This window comes from Rhizobium sp. SG570 (genome assembly GCF_012275345.1).
In the GTDB taxonomy this organism is placed as follows: domain Bacteria; phylum Pseudomonadota; class Alphaproteobacteria; order Rhizobiales; family Rhizobiaceae; genus Rhizobium; species Rhizobium lusitanum.
In genome coordinates this window covers 244,111-262,564 of the sequence record NZ_JAAZQI010000012.1, presented here as the reverse complement: position 1 = coordinate 262,564, position 18,454 = coordinate 244,111, and the positions used below count along the sequence as shown (strand labels likewise).

17 protein-coding genes are annotated in these 18,454 nt (G+C 61.4%); 6 read left to right on the top strand and 11 right to left on the bottom strand.

What is annotated here, in order from left to right:
* Positions 1 to 162: 162 nt before the first annotated feature.
* On the bottom strand, positions 163 to 1,188 hold the full coding sequence (gene gnd, locus FHT28_RS23855; RefSeq protein WP_168597528.1) for a phosphogluconate dehydrogenase (NAD(+)-dependent, decarboxylating): 1,026 nt from the start codon (positions 1,186 to 1,188) through the stop codon (positions 163 to 165).
* A gap of 271 nt (positions 1,189 to 1,459) precedes the next feature.
* On the opposite strand from gnd, the gene tehA reads away from it, so the two are divergent.
* Both tehA and FHT28_RS23845 read left to right on the top strand, forming a co-directional pair.
* Positions 1,460 to 2,461, top strand: a complete 1,002-nt coding sequence (gene tehA / locus FHT28_RS23850) for a dicarboxylate transporter/tellurite-resistance protein TehA (protein WP_168597527.1) — start codon at positions 1,460 to 1,462, stop codon at positions 2,459 to 2,461.
* A gap of 31 nt (positions 2,462 to 2,492) precedes the next feature.
* A complete protein-coding gene (locus FHT28_RS23845) occupies positions 2,493 to 2,864 on the top strand; it encodes a VOC family protein (RefSeq protein WP_113118619.1) in 372 nt (123 codons plus the stop codon).
* Between the two features lie 24 nt (positions 2,865 to 2,888).
* On the opposite strand, the gene FHT28_RS23840 is transcribed toward FHT28_RS23845, so the two are convergent.
* Entirely contained in the window at positions 2,889 to 4,016 is a 1,128-nt protein-coding gene (locus FHT28_RS23840) for a citrate synthase (protein ID WP_168597526.1), read from the bottom strand.
* An 85-nt stretch (positions 4,017 to 4,101) separates the two neighbouring features.
* Here FHT28_RS23840 and FHT28_RS23835 point away from each other — a divergent pair, with 85 nt between their 5' ends.
* On the top strand, positions 4,102 to 5,190 hold the full coding sequence (locus FHT28_RS23835; RefSeq protein WP_168597525.1) for a citrate synthase/methylcitrate synthase: 1,089 nt from the start codon (positions 4,102 to 4,104) through the stop codon (positions 5,188 to 5,190).
* Between the two features lie 25 nt (positions 5,191 to 5,215).
* Here FHT28_RS23835 and FHT28_RS23830 read toward each other — a convergent pair whose 3' ends face one another.
* A complete protein-coding gene (locus FHT28_RS23830; protein ID WP_234903730.1) occupies positions 5,216 to 6,130 on the bottom strand; it encodes a LysR family transcriptional regulator in 915 nt (304 codons plus the stop codon).
* A gap of 59 nt (positions 6,131 to 6,189) precedes the next feature.
* On the opposite strand from FHT28_RS23830, the gene FHT28_RS23825 reads away from it, so the two are divergent.
* On the top strand, positions 6,190 to 6,789 hold the full coding sequence (locus FHT28_RS23825) for a LysE family translocator (protein WP_037202192.1): 600 nt from the start codon (positions 6,190 to 6,192) through the stop codon (positions 6,787 to 6,789).
* A gap of 11 nt (positions 6,790 to 6,800) precedes the next feature.
* Here the strand turns inward: FHT28_RS23825 and FHT28_RS23820 are convergent, their stop codons facing one another.
* The 4 genes from FHT28_RS23820 to FHT28_RS23805 all read right to left on the bottom strand — a co-directional run bounded on the left by FHT28_RS23820 (position 6,801) and on the right by FHT28_RS23805 (position 10,892).
* On the bottom strand, positions 6,801 to 8,675 hold the full coding sequence (locus tag FHT28_RS23820; protein ID WP_168597524.1) for an adenylate/guanylate cyclase domain-containing protein: 1,875 nt from the start codon (positions 8,673 to 8,675) through the stop codon (positions 6,801 to 6,803).
* A gap of 13 nt (positions 8,676 to 8,688) precedes the next feature.
* Positions 8,689 to 9,222 carry a FecR domain-containing protein gene (locus FHT28_RS23815; protein WP_168597523.1) on the bottom strand — a complete coding sequence of 178 codons (534 nt, stop codon included), beginning with the start codon at positions 9,220 to 9,222 and terminating at the stop codon, positions 8,689 to 8,691.
* An 85-nt stretch (positions 9,223 to 9,307) separates the two neighbouring features.
* A complete protein-coding gene (locus tag FHT28_RS23810; protein ID WP_047556713.1) occupies positions 9,308 to 10,357 on the bottom strand; it encodes a HoxN/HupN/NixA family nickel/cobalt transporter in 1,050 nt (349 codons plus the stop codon).
* A gap of 142 nt (positions 10,358 to 10,499) precedes the next feature.
* Positions 10,500 to 10,892, bottom strand: a complete 393-nt coding sequence (locus FHT28_RS23805) for a rhodanese-like domain-containing protein (protein WP_092573758.1) — start codon at positions 10,890 to 10,892, stop codon at positions 10,500 to 10,502.
* Positions 10,893 to 10,978: 86 nt separating this feature from the next.
* Between FHT28_RS23805 and ftrA the strand changes: the two genes are divergently transcribed.
* Complete coding sequence (gene ftrA, locus FHT28_RS23800; RefSeq protein WP_168597522.1) at positions 10,979 to 11,995, top strand: transcriptional regulator FtrA; 1,017 nt, start codon at positions 10,979 to 10,981, stop codon at positions 11,993 to 11,995.
* On the opposite strand, the gene FHT28_RS23795 is transcribed toward ftrA, so the two are convergent.
* The 4 genes from FHT28_RS23795 to FHT28_RS23780 form a co-directional block, all read right to left on the bottom strand.
* The gene (locus FHT28_RS23795) at positions 11,958 to 13,586 is read right to left on the bottom strand and encodes a CTP synthase (RefSeq protein WP_168597521.1); all 1,629 of its coding nucleotides are present in this window, start codon (positions 13,584 to 13,586) and stop codon (positions 11,958 to 11,960) included. The genes ftrA and FHT28_RS23795 overlap by 38 nt on opposite strands.
* A gap of 144 nt (positions 13,587 to 13,730) precedes the next feature.
* Entirely contained in the window at positions 13,731 to 14,261 is a 531-nt protein-coding gene (gene secG, locus FHT28_RS23790) for a preprotein translocase subunit SecG (protein WP_037202205.1), read from the bottom strand.
* Between the two features lie 114 nt (positions 14,262 to 14,375).
* A complete protein-coding gene (gene tpiA / locus FHT28_RS23785) occupies positions 14,376 to 15,146 on the bottom strand; it encodes a triose-phosphate isomerase (protein WP_168597520.1) in 771 nt (256 codons plus the stop codon).
* Positions 15,147 to 15,286: 140 nt separating this feature from the next.
* Positions 15,287 to 16,183 carry an alpha/beta fold hydrolase gene (locus FHT28_RS23780; RefSeq protein WP_037202209.1) on the bottom strand — a complete coding sequence of 299 codons (897 nt, stop codon included), beginning with the start codon at positions 16,181 to 16,183 and terminating at the stop codon, positions 15,287 to 15,289.
* A gap of 204 nt (positions 16,184 to 16,387) precedes the next feature.
* Here FHT28_RS23780 and parE point away from each other — a divergent pair, with 204 nt between their 5' ends.
* Positions 16,388 to 18,451 carry a DNA topoisomerase IV subunit B gene (gene parE / locus FHT28_RS23775; protein WP_037202211.1) on the top strand — a complete coding sequence of 688 codons (2,064 nt, stop codon included), beginning with the start codon at positions 16,388 to 16,390 and terminating at the stop codon, positions 18,449 to 18,451.
* Positions 18,452 to 18,454 lie beyond the last annotated feature (3 nt).

Sequence of the window (18,454 nt, the reverse complement as noted above, 5' to 3'; positions counted from 1 at the left end):
CATCGGACATCTCGTCAAAACAATCGAGCCCAACGAATGCAACAACTACTTCGTCAACGCTGGATACGCTTCCGTCAAAACCTGAAACGCTCTAGGTTGAGCCGGGCAAGGAAAAGCCGGGAGACTTGACCCACCCGGCTCATATTTCAGTAAACCCGTAGATTACTTGCCAGGCTTCTCATGATGACCGCCGAAGCCGGCGCGCATCGCGGACAGAACCTTGTTGGCGTAATCGTCATTGCCGCGCGAGGCGAAGCGGCCATAGAGGGCGGCGCTGAGCACCGGCGTCGGCACACCTTCGTCGATCGCGGCCGAAATCGTCCAGCGGCCCTCGCCTGAATCCGAAACGCGGCCGGCATATTGCGACAAGGCGGCGTCGCCATGCAGCGCGTCGGCGGTGAGGTCGAGCAGCCAGGATGTGATCACGCTGCCGCGACGCCAGACTTCGCTGATTTCGGCGATATCGAGATCGTACTGATAATATTGCGGATGGGCGATCGGCGCGGTTTCCGCGTCCTTCTCGGCGTCCAGCTTGCCGACATTGGCGTGGCGCAATACGTTCAGGCCTTCGGCATAGGCAGCCATCAGGCCGTATTCGATGCCGTTATGGACCATCTTGACGAAGTGGCCGGCGCCGGACGGGCCGCAATGCAGATAGCCCTGCTCCGCGGTGCTGTTCCTGGAGGCTTCCTCGGAGCGCTGCTTCGAGGGAAGGACGTCGCCGACACCGGGTGCAAGGGTCGCGAAGATCGGCGAGAGGTGTTCGACCGTTTCCTTCTCGCCGCCGATCATCAGGCAATAGCCGCGCTGCAGGCCGAAAACGCCGCCGCTCGTGCCAACGTCGGCATAATGAATGCTCTTGGACTTCAGCTCCTCGGCGCGGCGAATGTCGTCATGATAATAGGAGTTGCCCCCGTCAATGACGATGTCGCCTTCCTCGAGCAGTGGTACGATTGCCGCCAACTCCTGATCGACGATCGCAGCCGGCAGCATCAGCCAAACGACGCGGGGCTTGGCGAGCTTCGATACGAAATCTTCGAGCGACTTGCTGCCGGTGGCGCCAAGCTGCTCGAGCGCCGCGATGCTTTCCGCACGCGCATCGAAAACAACCGCGCTGTGGCCGCCCTTCATCAGGCGCTGCACCATGTTGTTGCCCATGCGGCCAAGGCCAATCATTCCGATTTGCATATGTCAGTCTCCTAGGACGGTTTTAATCGTTTTGAATACTCAATAGAGACATTTCGCAGGATTTTCCAATGAACAAATGACGGGCGAGCTATGCGTGGGCCAGACAGCGGAGAAAATTTACTGTCCTCACGCATCTGTGATCGCGCTTTGCCGTCTCCGATGAAAGCTGTATTTTGCGCTCCGGCCCCTATTGATAAGTTCAGCGGCGTTCCGGGGTTCTTTGCTTAATTCTCTGTAGGTGGCGCTCACCGTGAAGCGTCAAAGGAGGCATATGGCTGCGTCTCTGAAATTGCCGTTGGTTCCGGCTGCATTCTTCGGCATGGTTTTGGGCCTTTCCGGGCTTGCCAATGCCTGGCGCGTCGGGGCACGCATTTGGCAGTTGCCGGCCGTGATCGGCGAGGTGCTGACCTTTGTCACTGTCGCCGTCTGGTTGGTGCTGATCTTGCTCTACCTGTTGAAATGGATGGTGGCCCGCGAGGAAGCCTTCAAGGAGGTGGCGCATCCCGTCCAATGCTGCTTCATCGGTCTGGTCGGGGTGGCGACCATGCTCGTCGCCGCAGGGTTGTTGCCCTATTCGCGCATCGGCGCCGAAACTATCTTCCTAATCGGCGCAGCCTATACCCTTGCCTTCTCGGTCTGGCGAACCGGCGGCCTGTGGCAAGGCGAGCGCGATATCGCGACAACGACCGCAGTGCTTTATCTGCCGAGCGTGGCCGGAAGCTTCGTTACCGCCATCGTCGGCGCCGCCCTCGGCTTTCCCGAATGGGCTAAGCTTTTCTTCGGCGCTGGCTTCTTTGCCTGGCTCGCGATCGAATCCGCCCTGCTGCATCGTCTGTTGACTGGACCGGCACTGCCCCTGCCGTTGCGGCCGACGCTCGGGATCCAGTTGGCGCCGCCGGCGGTCGGTGCGCTCGCCTATATCGGCGTTATACAGGGGCCGACCGATATTCTTGTGCACGCGATGATCGGCTACGGTCTGCTGCAGGCTCTGATCATGATTCGCCTGCTGCCGTGGATCACGAAGGAAGCCTTCAGCCCGGCATATTGGGCCTTTTCCTTCGGTGCCACCGCGCTCGCGACCGCTCCGATGCGATTGATCGAGCGCGGAGATACCGGTCCTGTCTCACAGCTCGCCCCGATCGTCTTCATCGCGGCCAACATCGTCGTCGGTATCGTCGCCGTGGCAACGATCCGGCTGATCGTCAGCCGCAAGCTGGTTATCGGCTGGACGGATCTCCCGCCTCGCGATGCCGGCGCCATCGGCCAGGGTTGATGATGTCTGTGTCTACCAGTCAGGAGCTAATATGCTGGACCACGTGACGATCGGTGTCCTTGCTCTAGAACGATCCAGGATGTTCTACGATGCGATATTGCACCCTCTCGGCATCGAACGCCTTTATGCCGAAGGCGAGACCTTTGCGGGCTATGGGATCAGACCAAAGGCATTCTTCTGGATCGGCCAGTGCGCTACACCACAGACCGGCGCACATGTCGCCTTTGCTGCCCAAAGCAGGGAAATCGTCGATAGGTTCCACCAAGCCGCGCTTGTCGCCGGCGGCGTGGATAACGGAGCGCCGGGTGTCCGCGCTCACTATCATCCCAATTACTACGGGGCTTTCATCCTCGATCCGGACGGCCATAATATCGAAGCGGTTTGTCACCTGGCGGTGAGCTAAGCGTCGTGGCCTCCATGCGGCGCGCTATTGCACCGGCGGCCCGACATAGCGTGCACGCGGCCGAATGAGACGCCCGCTCGTCGCCTGCTCCATCGCATGTGCCAGCCAGCCCACGGTGCGGGCGAGCGCAAAGATGATCAATGGCGCATCCTGTGGCAGGTGATAGGCGTGGACCATCGCCGTCAGGGCAAAGTCAACATTGACGCGTTCGCCGACCAGCTGCTCGCCGACATCGCGAACCCTGGCAAACAAGGGCGGCAGCGTGAAGCAATGAAGCAGTGCTTCGGCGCGGGCATCGACATCCGGATAGAGCGGATGACCGAAAGCCGGCAAAGGCCGCCCTTCCGACAGGTAGCTGCGCACCGCCTCCTCCGCACCGATCGCAGCCGCTCGGGCGATCAGCGAGCGCACGCTCTGCCAGGCACCGCCGTGCAGCGGACCGGTCAGTGTCGACAGGCCGGACAAGGTGGCTGCGGATAATGTCGCGCCGGCGGAAGCGGTGATTCGCGCCGTGAAGGTCGAGGCATTCAACTCGTGGTCCGCAAGCAGCACAAAACAGCGGCGTATGAGATCCGCTGCGTCGGGACGATCCCATGCAACGGCGAGACGTTGATGCAGAGGCAAGCCCGACGCGCCCGGCGCCAGTGCCTCGGCGACGGTGCTGAAGACACTTTCGGCCTCGCGCTGCAACGCCGGCAGCGAGCGCCCGAGTGACGGCAAGTCGCTTGTCGCGCGTTCGGCCAGCGCCGAGAACGCGGCATTCAGGGATGGAGGCGTGCGTTGGCCCTCCTCCAGCCGCAATGGACGTTTCATGTCCCAAAGCAACAGCGCGATCTCCTCCAGGGTCGCACTCTCGGCAAGAGCCGTCGCATCCCGCCCGCGATAGAAAAGCCGCCCGCTCGAAACCGTAGATAGCGCCGAGGGCAATACCGGATCACCCCATTGGATGGCCTCGGCGGCAACCGCCTCGGTCTTGCGCCGGCCGGCATGGCGGGTCGCCAGCCGCTTCACATCATCAGCGAAATAGAGGCTGCGCCGCGTGTCCGCCGGATCGGGCTTTGCGCGAATGCGACCGCGGCTGACATTGGCGTAAAGCGTCTGTGATTTCGTTCCCAGCAGGTGCAGCGCCTGCTCCGCCGTCAGCCAGCTCATCATTCTCTCATATTGATCAATTGCATCAAGATTGACGTCAATAAAAATAGGCCCGATCTAAGCGGATAGTCAAAGGAGAACAATGATGAAAAGTGGTCTTGAAGATGTCATTGCCGCAGAAACCAAACTATCCGACGTCGATGGCGCAGCCGGCCGGCTGATCATACGCGGCGTGTCGCTCGATGATCTGGTGGCGACCAGCCGCTTCGAGGATGTCGCGGCGCTGCTGCTCGATGGATTGTTCGACGAACATATCGATGCAACGTCCATCAGATCGCAGCTTGGAGCGGCGCGCGTTGCGCTTTTCTCCCACGTCGAGGCGGCGGACGCTGCCCTGCTCGCTCTGCCGCCGGTGGACGCTGTGCGGGCGCTACTGGCACGCATCGAGGATGGCGAGGATTTCATCAGCGCTATCAGCTTGATGGCAGCGCCAGCCGTCTTCCTGCCGGCCGTATTGCGGCTGCAGAAGGGCGATGCGCCGATCAAGCCGGATGCTTCATTGTCCCAATCCGCGGACATCCTGCGCATGCTTGCGGGTCGTGTGCCGACGGCCGAGCAGACGGCCGGGCTGGACGCCTATCTCGTGACGATTTCCGATCATGGCCTCAATGCATCGACATTCGCTTCGCGTGTCATCGCCTCGACCCATGCCGGCCTGACCTCTTCCGTGCTGGCGGCGATCAGCGCCCTCAAGGGTCCGTTGCACGGTGGTGCCCCCGGCCCGGTCCTCGACATGCTTGATGGAGTGGGCAAGCCGGAGAATGCTCGGGCCTGGCTGTCGCATGCGCTGGATCATGGCGAGCGGTTGATGGGTTTCGGCCATCGCATCTATCGTGTTCGCGACCCGCGTGCCGATGCATTGAAAACAGCGCTGAAGCCGATCTTCGAGAGCGGTCAGGCGGATGCCGGACGCATCGCGCTGGCAGAAGCAATCGAGGCGGCGGCGCTCACCCTGCTCAAGGAGCGCAAGCCGGATCGGCCGCTGGACGTTAATGTCGAATACTACACGGCCCTGCTGCTCGATGCTCTCGGCTTCCCGCGCAATGCCTTCACCGGCGTCTTTGCAATCGGCCGTACCGTTGGCTGGATTGCTCATGCGCGTGAGCAGACGCTCGACGGGCGTCTCATCCGCCCGCAGTCGCGCTATGTCGGCCCTCTGCCGAAGGCAGCATAAGAGGCTTATCAGGGCCGATCGACGCTCAGGCGGCCGCGGATTGACGCGGCCGCATCAGTCCCTCGCGAATATGGCGGGCGAGCTCCAGAGCCTGCGGTGTGGCGTCCCCTTTGGGCAAATGCAGGTTGATCGCGAAAACCGGCAGCTCGGGCAAGCCCTCCTCGACGGAGAGAATGTCGAGATCGGCCGGGACGGTGGAAGCAAGCCAGGCGGTAACAGCCAGATCCGTGCGCACGGTCGCGGTGGTGGCCTCGATATTGCCGTTCTCGAACACCGTCCGCCAGCGTCGCCCGTCATTGCTCAACGCCGCGAATACGGATGAGCGGAAAGCGCAGGTATCAGCCACCATCGAGATCGGCAGCGGCACCTTGCGATAGGCGTTGCCGGCCTTCGCACCCACCCAAACCAGCCGCTCGACACTCAGGCATTCGCCTCGCGATGCACCGAACTGTTCTTCGACGACGCAGAGGTCGATGGTGCCCTTCTCCAGTTCCGCCAGCAGCTCCGGCGACGAGGCGCAGACCAGCGAAATCTCTACCTGCGGGTGACGCTCGGCATAGGATTTCAGCACCGGCGCCAGCGTTGCCCCGACGAGATCATAGGGAACGCCGAGCCGGACGCTTCCCTGGATCGTCAGTTCGGTCATGTCGGCCCAGATATCGTCGTTCAGCAGCAGCAGACGGCGGGCATTGCCGAGCAGCCGCTCACCCGCATCGGTGAGCCGCAAGCCGCGCTTGTCTCTCTCGAACAAGGCACATCCCAGCATATCCTCCAGCCGCTTGATCTGCTGGCTGACGGCGCCTTGCGTCAGGTGCAGCATGTTGGCAGCGATGGTCATGCTGCCTTGATCGGCAACAGCGGTGAAGGTTCTGATGAGGGTGATATCGAAGTTTCGGACCATAAGGGCATTATAGATGCTAATGCTCTCCTCCTTCAACATTCGATTTCCTGGTGGGTGCTGCTTGCCTATTCCTTTTCCTGAATTGGAGAAAGGCTGGAATGACCATCGAATCCCTGTTGCCGCTGATCCTGTTTGCGCTCGTCTCGACCATAACACCGGGTGGCGCGACGACACTCGCGACCGCTTCCGGCGCGCATTTCGGCTTTCGCCGGTCGATACCCGTCATGACCGGTTTCGCCTTCGGCCTCGGCTCCATGGCCAGTGTGGCGGCGGCCGGACTTGGCGGCGTCTTGATAGCCCTGCCCGTCTTGCAGATCGCAATGAAGACGCTCGGCTCGCTCTATCTGATCTGGCTCGCAGTACGGATCGGCAGAAGCGGCCAGCCACATGGCGCCGGTCGGATGACGAAGCCCACGAGCTTTATCGCCGGTGTCTGGATGTTGTGGCACAATCCGAAGGGTTGGGCGATGACGGTCGGCGCGGCCGCCTCATTCGCCGCTCTGGCGGGCAGTCCCACCACCCTCGCGATCCTGCTTGGCCTGACCTTCTGCCTCGTCGCCGCATTCTCGCTGGCGGTCTGGTGCGTTCTCGGACAGATGCTCGGGCGTTTTCTGAAAACGGCGTGGCAATGGCGCGTGCTCAATATCTCACTCGCCTGCCTGCTCGTGATATCAATTATCCCCATGTGGCGCGGATGAAGCCTGAAATCTTAAGGACGTTCCGCATCATGCCTGCCGCGCCAGAGCCATATGGCCAAGGACCCGGCGCGGCCGCGCAATTTTGTTTCGATCGGGCCGTCGAGCTTGCCTTCCATAAAGGGCACGCTGTCGCGGCCGGCGGAATGAAGCAGGTCATTGCTGATGGCGATCTCGGCGCGATTGCGGGCGGCCACCTCCATCAGGCGGCTTGCTATGTTGACCGTGTCGCCGGTCGCCGTAATCTGTTGGCGGCCGCCACCGCCGAGCCTGGAGGCGACGATGGTGCCGAAATGCGCGCCGATCTTGAAGCCGATGCGGGATGCGGTCGCCTCCGGCATCGCGGCGAGCCAGCCTCTCATCCGGTCGGCAAGACGAATGCAACAGCGCGCCGCATTGGCGGGGTCGGCTCGCTTCGGCTGCGGTAGGCCGAAGAGGATCATGGCGCCGTCGCCCATGAAGCTGGTGATGGCGCCGCCACTGGCCGTCACTTCCTCGTCGACAAGATAGTAAAAGCCGTTCAGCAAGTCCCGCACGGCCGCAGGGCCGATCGTCTCGCTGAGACCCGTGAAGCCGTTGATATCAATGAAGACCACCGCCGCTTCCTGATGCACCGGCGCTGCGAGAAAGCCGGGATCGCGGGCAAGATGTTCGGCAAGACCGGGCGCCTGGATGCGTTGCAGCAGTTCGCTCTGCTCGGCGAAGCGCCCGGCCTGCCTGCGGCCGAGCCAAAGCTGGGCTGCGCCGAAGAACAGCGCCGGCGGCACCGTCGCGGCGATCGGCAGGGCGGCGCTCATCCAGATGCTGTGTTTGAAGACGTTGACGTTGATCGCCAGCCAGGCAAGGACGACGCAGAGTACCATGATAAGGCCGATGGTGTTGCGCCGCCAGGAGAGCAGGCTGACAACGAGGACCGGCAGACCGACGGCAAAATAGAGGTCGATGAAACGAACGCCGCGATCGCGCACCAGGCCATCCCCGGCGATCAGATGCGTGATCGAGGTGGAGATGACTTCGACGCCCGGCAGCACCGGATCGAAGGGTGTCGGAAAGACATCACCGCCGCCGGTAACGGTCGCGCCGATGACGACGATATGATCCCGGATGGCCTCCTCCGGCAGCTGCCCGTTCAGCGCCGCGCTGGCGCTGATGGTGCGGATCGTGCCGCGCGGGCCATAGAACGAGAGCGGCATGAGATAGCCGCTATCGGTATGGACGGAACGGTCACCGATCTTGATCTGGTCGGAGATGACGGTCGTGTGCTCGCCGGTCGCCGCGGAAGCGACGCGCAGCGAGAAGGATGGTTCGATCCGCTCGCCGCTGCGAAACAGCATGGGCACGAAGCGCGGCGTTCCCGTCTTGTCGGTCTGTACGTTGACGACGCCGTAGCTTGCGGCATCTGCGAACCGCTTCTGCGGCTCGAGGAATTGCAGTGCGCTGGGCACGCGAGCAAGAGGTTCCTTGCTGTCATCGACAACGCGCTGGCGGCTTTCGGGAAAGATGCCGGCGGCGGCGAGCACGGCACTGGTCCGCTTGAGGGATTGCTCCAGTGCCGCATCGCCGGCCTCATCGCCGGGATCGAGCAAAAGCATGTCGAGCGCGATGGTTTTCGGCCCTAGGGCGGCGATGGCATCGATGATTTTGGCGAGCGTGGCGCGGGGCAGCGGGTAATGTCCCGCCACCCGCGACGTCTCATCGTCGATGGCGACGATAGTGACGACATCGGGCGGTTTGCGGCTGCCGCCAACCGCATTCCTGAGATTCGTCAACGTCGCCTCCGCGCCGTCGATAAAGGGAATGTCGCCATGCAGATGCATGACGCCGAGACCCAGACCCCAGAGAGCAGTCAAGATGAGCGCAATCAGCGTCTGCGGCGGCGGTCTGCGCATGGGCGTCAGAATCTCACTGGCCGAGGCGAGCTATCAATGCGTTTATGCGTGGCTGTCCCCAGGCTGTGACATGCAAGGGGGAGCGGCTGCGGTCGGCATCGACGCCCTGCCCTTGCCCGAGCGTGACGCCTTCCCCGGTCGAAACCTTGTTGACCGCGACGCGGCCGCGCAACACCAGTACGGAAGTCTTGCCACGCTGCGCGTCGACCGCCCATCGCGTGCCGCGGACGGCAGCGATGGCCTGCGGCGTCACCACCTCGAACCCGCCTTGAACATGATTGCTGTCGACATCGATCAGCACCGCTTTGTTGTTGAGCACGATAGCATCAACCCGACCATCGTGATTCCGGTCGGCAAGCCGGTAGTGTGCGCCGCGCTCAACAGTGATGCTAAGCCCCGGTTCGCACTTCAGGGTTTGGCGCTCAGCGCTGACGGCCGGCCGCGGCGAGCAGTTGGCGGCGGCCTGCGCGTAGACCTGGTCAGCGCCGATGATGAACAGAACGCCTGCCGCCAGCGCAACACCGAGAATATCGCTTGTCTGGATCATGATCGTGGCCCCTCCTGCATGTAACTGGGGCCGCACACGACGATTTCCAGTCACGGCATTTTCGATCCTTGGCATCGATGATGCGTCAGGAGCGGTTGATCTGCAAGCTGTCATACCCTCCGGCCTTATAGAGCACTGTCGAAACTAGCCAGCTCAGCAGGAAAATACCGACGACCGCGAAGCCGAAATTGGCAAGATTGTCGTTGAGTTCGCCGATGAAGCGCCAGAAACCGCCCTCGAGGCCGAGCTTGTCCGAGATAAGCCCCAGTGCCTCGATGCCGCCGATGAAGATGGCGACGACGACGGAAGCGGCTGTTATCGTCAGATTGTACCAGAGCTTGCGCACGGGTTTGACGAAGGCCCATCCATAGGCGCCGGTCATCAGCGCGCTGTCGAGTGTATCCATCAGCGACATGCCGGCGGTGAAGAGCGTCGGGAAAACCAGGATCGTCCAGAACGATGTGCCCTGCGCCGCTTGTGCGGCGGAGATGCCGAGAAGTCCGATTTCCGTCGCCGTGTCGAAGCCGAGGCCGAAGAGAAAGCCGATCGGATACATATGCCAGGAGCGGGTCACGACCCTGAACATGGGTTGGAAGATGCGCGCCAAAAAGCCGCCGCCGGCGAGCAGCGTGTCCAGATCCTCCTCGGCGATCCTCTCGCCCCTCTGCGCCCGCTTGAAGGCGGACCATACGCCCTTGAGCACAAAGAGATTGGCGATACCGATGAGGAGCAGGAAGACCGCCGAGACGGTCGTACCGATGACACCGCCGACATCGTGGAAGGAATCGAGCCGGCTCTGCATGGCAGCCGCGGTCGCGGCGATCAGGATCGAGGCGATCACGACGATCGAGGAATGGCCGAGGGAAAAGAAGAAGCCGACCGCATAGGGCTGCTTCTTTTCCTGAATGAGCTTGCGCACGACATTGTCGATCGCCGCTATATGATCGGCATCGAAGGCATGGCGAAGGCCGAACATATAGGCGAGAAACGCAATGCCGAGCAGCGACGGCCTGTCTGAAAAAGCGACCCAGGCCCAGGTCCAGGCGGCAATGTTGAAGGCGATCAGAAGCGCAAAGGTGAAGGCAATCTTGGCTTTCGGCCTTTCGGCACGATCGTCAAAAGGATTGAGGATCATACTTTTGTTCCCGTTATGCTTACTCGCACAGTGCCACGGAAACCAAGAGGACGCGACAGTCAAATGACGTAGCTGCCGAAGTTTTTCGCAGTGTTGTAAAAATGGGCAAGCCCGCATTGAGCCGGGTTAGCCCGTCGTCTTATCATCCCTTTTCGAAGGGATGACCCTCATCTGCCCAGCCGGTGATGCCGCCGATCATCACCTTCACCCGCCTGCCGAGCGTGCCCAGGCGCAAAGCAGCCTTGTCCGTTCCGTTGCAATGCGGTCCGGCGCAATAGACGACGAACAGCGTATCCTCGGGCCATTCCGCCATCTTGCGAGCAGTCATCTTGCCATGCGGCAGATTGATCGCGCCGGGAATATGTTGCTCCTGAAACAGGGCCGGTCCGCGAACGTCGATCAGGACGAAATCCATATTGCCTGAGGTCATGGCCTGGCGCACATCGGAGCAATCGGTCTCGAAGGCGAGCCGCCGGGCATAGTGCTCGGCGACAAGGTTCGGGTCTGCGGTGGGGATTTCACTGACTAGGGACATGGAACGCTCCTTCTCTGGTTCGGTGCATTCATGCCTTAACGATCTGGCGGTTGAAATTGGCCGAAACGCCATATAACGTTAATATCATGCCAAACGCTCTTACATCGTCGCTTCGCGGACCGCATGTCGTCACCCTCGTCTATGACGGACTCTGTACCTTCGAATTCGGCGTCGCCTATGAGATCTTCGGCCTGCCGCGGCCGGAGATGGGTGATGATTGGTACCGCTTTTCCGCTTGCGCCATCGAGGATGGCCCGTTGCGTGCGGCGGGCGGCCTCACGGTCCAGGTTGATCGCGGGCTTGATGTTCTTGCTGACGCCGATCTGATCATCGTGCCGGGCTGGCGCGGGATCGGGGCGCCTGTCCCCGCTCCTCTGATCGCTGAGTTGCAGTCGGCCAGCAGTCGGGGCACACGCATCATGTCGCTCTGCTCGGGCGTTGCCGTCCTTGCCGCCGCCGGGCTGCTCGCCGGACGCAAGGCGACGACGCATTGGCGCTATGTCGATTCGATCGCCGCGCGCTATCCGGACATCACCGTCGATGCCGATGTGCTTTACGTCGATGAGGATAGCGTGCTGACCGCCGCCGGAAGCGCTGCCGCGATCGACCTCTGCTTACATGTCGTGCGCAGGGATTTCGGACCTGATGTCGCCAACAGTGTTGCGCGTCGGTTGGTGGTGCCTCCACATCGCGAGGGCGGACAAGCGCAGTACATCGAAACCCCTGTGTTGAAGCAGCGCGAAGGCGCGCGGCTGGGGCCGCTACTCGAATGGATGCGCGAGCGTCTGCACGATGATCAGCCCATAGCCACGCTCGCCGCACGGGCCGGCATGAGCGTGCGGACCTTCCAGCGCCGCTTCGAGGCGACCACCGGCATGTCGCCGGGCGAATGGTTGTTGGGAGAGAGGTTGCGTCGCGCTCGCGATCTGCTGGAAAAGCAGGCCGCCATTTCGCTTGATGACGTGGCCGTGGCGAGCGGGTTTGGATCGCTCGCCACCATGCGCCATCACTTTCGGGAGAGGCTTGCGGTCAGCCCGAGCGACTACCGCAAGCGATTTGCCGCCCTTAAACCAGCCGGCTCTGTTCCGTCGCCGCTTCGATGAAGCTGGAGAACAGCGGATGCGGTTCCAGCGGCCGGGATTTCAGTTCCGGGTGATACTGGACGCCGATGAACCAGGGATGGTCCGAATATTCGACCGTTTCCGGCAAGACGCCGTCTGGTGACATGCCGGAGAAGACGAGACCGCAGTCTTCCAGCCTTTCCTTGTAGTCGACGTTGACTTCGTAGCGGTGGCGATGGCGCTCCGAGATGTCGTTCGAACCGTAGATCTCCGAAATCTTCGTGCCCTTCTTGAGAGCCGCCTTGTAGGCGCCGAGGCGCATGGTGCCGCCGAGGTCGCCGGATTTTGTGCGCTTCTGCAGCTCATTGCCCTTCAGCCATTCGGTCATCAGGCCGACGACCGGCTCTGGCGTCGGTCCGAATTCCGTCGACGACGCATGTTCGACGCCGGCAAGGTTGCGGGCCGCTTCGATGACCGCCATCTGCATGCCGAAGCAGATGCCGAAATAAGGCACCTTGCGCTCGCGCGCGAACCGGGCTGCAAGGATCTTGCCTTCGGAGCCGCGCTCGCCGAAACCGCCGGGCACGAGAATGCCATGAACCTTCTCGAGATAGGGCGCCGGGTCTTCCTTTTCGAAGACCTCGGATTCGATCCATTCGAGATTGACCTTGACCCGGTTGGCGATGCCGCCGTGATGCAGCGCTTCGATCAGCGACTTATAGGCATCCTTGAGGCCGGTATACTTGCCGACGATGGCGATGGTCACCTCGCCTTCCGGCGTGCGGATGCGATTGCAGACTTCTTCCCACTGGTCGAGGCGCGGCTTCGGCGCCGGCTCGATGCCGAAGGCGGCCAGCACTTCGTTGTCGAGGCCTTCCTTGTGGTAGGCCATCGGCACATCATAAATGTTGGCGACATCGAGCGCCTGAATGACGGCCGAAGGACGGACGTTGCAGAACAGCGAAAGCTTGCGACGCTCTGCTTCCGGAATCTCGCGATCCGCACGTACGAGCAGAATGTCGGGATGAATGCCGAGTGCCTGCAGTTCCTTGACGGAATGCTGCGTCGGCTTGGTCTTCAGCTCGCCGGCCGCGGGAATATAGGGCATCAGCGTCAGGTGGACGTAGATTGCGGTGCCGCGCGGCAGGTCGTTGCCGAGCTGGCGTATCGCTTCCATGAACGGCATGGCTTCGATGTCGCCGACGGTGCCGCCGATCTCGCAAATGACGAAATCATAGTCGTCATTGCCTTCGGTGACGAAATCCTTGATCTCGTTGGTGACATGCGGAATGACCTGAACGGTGGCGCCCAGATAGTCGCCGCGGCGTTCCTTGTCGATGATGTTCTTGTAGATGCGACCGGTGGTGATGTTGTCGGTCTTGGTGGCCGAGCGACCGGTAAAGCGCTCGTAGTGGCCGAGATCGAGGTCGGTTTCCGCTCCGTCGTCGGTCACGAAGACCTCGCCGTGCTGGGTCGGGCTCATTGTGCCCGGATCCACGTTCAAATAGGGATCGAGTTTGCGCAGGCGGACTCGATAACCACGAGCCTGCAACAACGCTCCGAGAGCCGCGGCCGCAATTCCTTTTCCGAGGGAAGAAACCACGCCGCCAGTGATGAATACATATCGCGCCATGGGAGTCACCGGATACCTTTTCACAAATGATTCCGCTAGCCCTAAAATTCGTTTCCGGAATTTTGGACACAGAAGACGGAATATCGACAAAACAAAACCGGCAGATCCGAAGACCTGCCGGGGATGATCTTGGGCCGACCGGGCTTACTTGCCGGTCGGAACGTCGCCGCCGCTTTGGGCGGGCGCGGGCGCCGTGGCAGCCGGCGCGGTCTGCTGACCGGTGGCGGCTGGAGCCGGCTGCGCGGACGTTGCAGCTGCCGGCTGGTTCGTCGTTGCAGGCGGCGTCGCCTGCGACTGGGGAGCAACAGCGCCGTTGTTCGGAACGCCGCTATTATCGGCGGGCTTCGGCTGCGTCGTTGCCGGTGCGGAACCCTTCTGGCCACCAAGCGAATCGAGAATGCCGTTGCCCTGGCCCGCCGTGCTCGGGATACGGTTGAGAATGTCGGTCGGTCGCGATTCGAATCGCGACAGCACGTTCATGCCGAGCGCCAGTGCGAAGAAGAGCGCAGCCAGGATAGCGGTGGTGCGCGTCAGCGCATTGGCCGTACCGCGCGCGGACATGAAGCCCGATCCGCCGCCGATACCAAGGCCGCCACCCTCGGAGCGCTGAATCAGCACCACGCCGATAAGGGCGATAACAACCATGAGATAGATGACAAGCAGTACGGTTTGCATAGGTCCAGTCCTGCCCGCATGCGGGCATCAAAAAGAAAAGCTCGCGGCTCTTTACATGAGGCTCTCGCCTAATCCAAGCCCTTTTGACACCGGAAGTCCGGGCAAGTGGGTCCGTCAGGCGAACTGTCGTTCGAATGCGGCATAAATGGCGAGGAAGTCAACCGCTTTCAAGCTTTGACCACCCACAAGCAAGCCGTTGACGTTGGGAATATCGAGAAGGTCCCGGGCATTGGCGCCGCTGACCGATCCGCCATAGAGGATGCGCATGCCCGCGCCGCCCTTGCCGAAGCGTTCGACCAGTTCGGAACGGATGAAACCATGGGCTTCCTCGATATTTTCGCGGGTCGGAATTAGGCCGCTGCCGATCGCCCACACGGGCTCGTAGGCGATCACGGTCGATTCCGCCGTCGAATCATCCGGGACCGATCCCGCCAATTCCCGCTTCAGCACATCAAGCGTCTGGCCGCTATTGTGCTCATAGGCAGTTTCGCCGAGGCAGATGATGGCCGTCAACCCGGCCTCATGGGCCGCATGCGCCTTGGCGCGCACCTGCATATCGCTTTCCGCGTGATTCCTGCGCCGCTCGGAATGACCGACGATGACATGGGTGCCGAAGCAGTCAGCGATCATCTCGGCTGAGATATCGCCGGTATGCGGGCCGCTGACCTGTTGGTGGCAGTCCTGGGCGCCGATCGCCAGCGGACTGTCGTCGCAGAGCGCGGTTGCGACGTAGAGCAAGGTGGCCGGGGGGCAGAGCAACGTATCGATTTTGTCCGACAGCGGCGTCTTGACGCCGTCTCCGATCGCCTTGATCTGATCGAGGCTCGCACGCGTGCCGTTCATCTTCCAGTTTCCGGCCAGAAGCGGCCGTATGGTCTTCGTCATTCCGATCTTCTCCCCCTTGATCCACCTGTCGGCCTAACAAAACTGTCGAGGAAAGGAAAGTTATCGAATGGGGCCGGGACGGGTTAAAATCGTTTGAAAAATTGCTTATCCGGAAAATAGATCGAATTGCCCGAGGCGTTTCAGGAAGCTTGCGGATCGAAGATCCAGTTCAGCACCTTCCGCCAATCGGTCATGCGCACGGGCGTGCCATGGTTTCCTGTGGCAAAAAGCGTGAAACGTGTCGGGTAATGCGCCTTGTAGAGCTTCTCGAACAAGGCCTGCTGATCGGCCGCCGCATAGACCGGGTCTCTGCTGCCATGGGTGAACCATAGCGGCAGCTTTGCCTTGTAGAAGGCGCTTTTTGTGAAATCTGGGTCCGTCACACCGCTCAGAATCGCCATGCCCTTCAGGCGCTTGACGCTTTCGGCATCGCGGGTGATGCCCCAGCAGACGAAGCTGCCCATGGAGGCGCAGGTCAGAATGACGGGCTTGCCGCCGGATTGTTCATAGGAATAGCGGATCAACGCCGCGATATCGGCGACACCGGTGCTGTCGAAGCCTTTGACGCTCGGCGCATAATATGTGCCGCCATTCCTGTAGGCGAGGTTCTTCAGCCGGTTGAAGTTGCCACCGAAGGTGTCGTCGTTGGAGCCGAGCCGGCGGTCGCCACCGCGGCCGTGAATGAAAATGACGGTGAAGGCCTGGCCCGACGCCGGGCCGATCCGCGTGACGTCAAGCTTGCGGTCGCCGAGCTGCAGGGTCTCGTCCTGCTGGGCTTTCCAGCGGACGCCGGTATCGACATAAGCCGGCTTGACGCGCTTCTCGGGAATCTGGTCGCGGCTGTTGATATCCCGCATTTCCTGGTAATCGATCGTCTGGAACGCGCCGTTGTCGTGACTTTCAAGAACGGTCTCATTGGAAAACAGCTCATCCTTGAAGGGTTTCAGCATGTCCGCGCTAGCGACAGACGCTGTCGCCAGAAGCAGGATGCTTGATATTGCGGTCAGGATCGACAAATGAGCTGTGGACATTCGCATGCGGACACTTCCTCCGATCAGCCTGCGGGCTTGCCATTCATCACCCGGCAACGCAAATCTTTTTTGAATCTGCCCCCTCATGGGACGCCATCGCGCTTGTGTGCCGTTTCTGTCAGAATGACGATGATTCGCGAATAACAAGCGCAAATGCGATAATAAAGGGGTCTGGCCCCACCAGGACAAATCTGAGCAGCTTAAAGTTCCATGGATAACAGCAACGATCTCTTCTCCGGACTACCCCGCGCGCCGAAGCCGAAAGCGGTGGAAAAGCCTGACGTCAAGGCGGAAAAGCCTGCAGCCGCTCCGTCACCGCGCGCGGCGCCGACAACATCTTCGGCCGAGGAATATGGCGCCAGCTCCATTCGCGTTCTCGAAGGACTCGAGCCGGTGCGCATGCGTCCCGGCATGTATATCGGCGGCACGGATGAAAAGGCGCTGCACCATCTCTTCGCCGAGGTGATCGACAATGCCATGGACGAAGCCGTCGCCGGCCATGCCGATTTCATCGAGGTCTATCTCGACCGGCAGGGATATTTGACCGTCACCGACAATGGTCGCGGCATTCCGGTGGAAAACCATCCGCAGGTGCCCGGCAAGTCGACGCTCGAAGTCATCATGACGAAGTTGCATGCGGGCGGTAAGTTCGACGGCAAGGCTTACGAGACGTCGGGCGGCCTGCACGGCGTCGGCGTTTCGGTAGTCAACGCGCTGTCGGACGATCTGGAAGTCGAGGTCGCCCGCAATCGCAAGCTCTATCGTCAGCGCTTTTCGCGTGGCCTGCCGACCGGCGGCCTCGAAGAACTGGGCGATATCCACAACCGTCGCGGCACCCGCGTCCGCTTCCATCCCGATCCGCAAATCTTCGGCGATCATGCCCGGTTCGATCCGGCCCGCGTCTTCCGCATGGCCCGTTCCAAAGCCTATCTGTTCGGCGGCGTCGAAATTCGCTGGAGCTGCGATGCCGAACTGGCGCCCGAAGGGGCTGATATTCCCGAAAAGGCGGTCTTCCATTTCCCGGGCGGCTTGAAGGATTACCTCAAGGCAACAATGGGCAACGAGTTCACCGTGACCCGCGAGATCTTCGCCGGCAAGTCGGAGAAGGAAAGCGGTCACGGCTCGCTGGAATGGGCAATCACCTGGTATGGCGGCGATCCGCAAGTCCATTCCTACTGCAATACCATCCCGACCCCTGAAGGCGGCACGCACGAGGCCGGCTTCCGTATCGCGCTCACCAAGGGCTTGAAGAGCTACGCCGAACTGACGCAGAACAAGCGTGCGGCCAATATCAGCACTGAAGACGTGATGATATCAGGCGTCGGCATGCTGTCGATCTTCATCCGCGAGCCGGAATTCGTCGGCCAGACCAAGGACAGGCTCGCATCCGTCGAAGCACAGCGTATCGTCGAAAACGCCTTGCGCGATCCTTTCGATCACTATCTGACCGACAATCCGACCGAAGCCGAAAAGCTGCTGGAATGGGTGATCGAGCGCTCCGAGGAGCGCATGCGCCGCCGCAAGGAAAAGGAAGTCAACCGCAAGTCGGCCGTGCGCAAGCTGCGCCTGCCGGGCAAGCTTGCCGATTGTTCGCAGAACACCGCCGAAGGCGCTGAACTCTTCCTCGTCGAAGGTGATTCGGCCGGCGGCTCCGCCAAGCAGGCGCGCAACCGCATGAATCAGGCCATCCTGCCGCTGCGCGGCAAGATCCTCAACGTCGCCAGCGCCGGCCGCGAGAAGCTTTCCGCCAACCAGCAGATCGCTGACCTGGTCCAGGCTCTCGGCTGCGGCACGCGGTCGAAATATCGCGAGGAGGATCTTCGCTATCAGCGCATCGTCGTCATGACCGATGCCGACGTCGACGGTGCGCACATCGCCTCGCTGCTGATTACCTTCTTTTATCAGGAGATGCCCGAACTGGTCCGCGGTGGCCACCTTTTCCTGGCTGTTCCGCCGCTCTATAAGATCACGCAGGGTTCGAAATCCATCTATGCCCGCGACGACGCCCACCGGCTGGAGCTGATGGAGAGCGAATTCAAGGGCAAAGGCAAGGTCGAAATCAGCCGATTCAAAGGCTTGGGCGAAATGCTTCCTGCCCAGCTCAAGGAAACGACGATGGACCCCTCGAAACGCACGCTATTGCGTGTCGTGATCGACGAGGTCGATTTCGAAGGCACGCGCGACGCCGTCGACAATCTGATGGGCACCAAGGCTGACGCTCGCTTCCGCTTCATTCAGGAACGCGCGGCATTCGCGGAGAATCTCGATATTTGACCG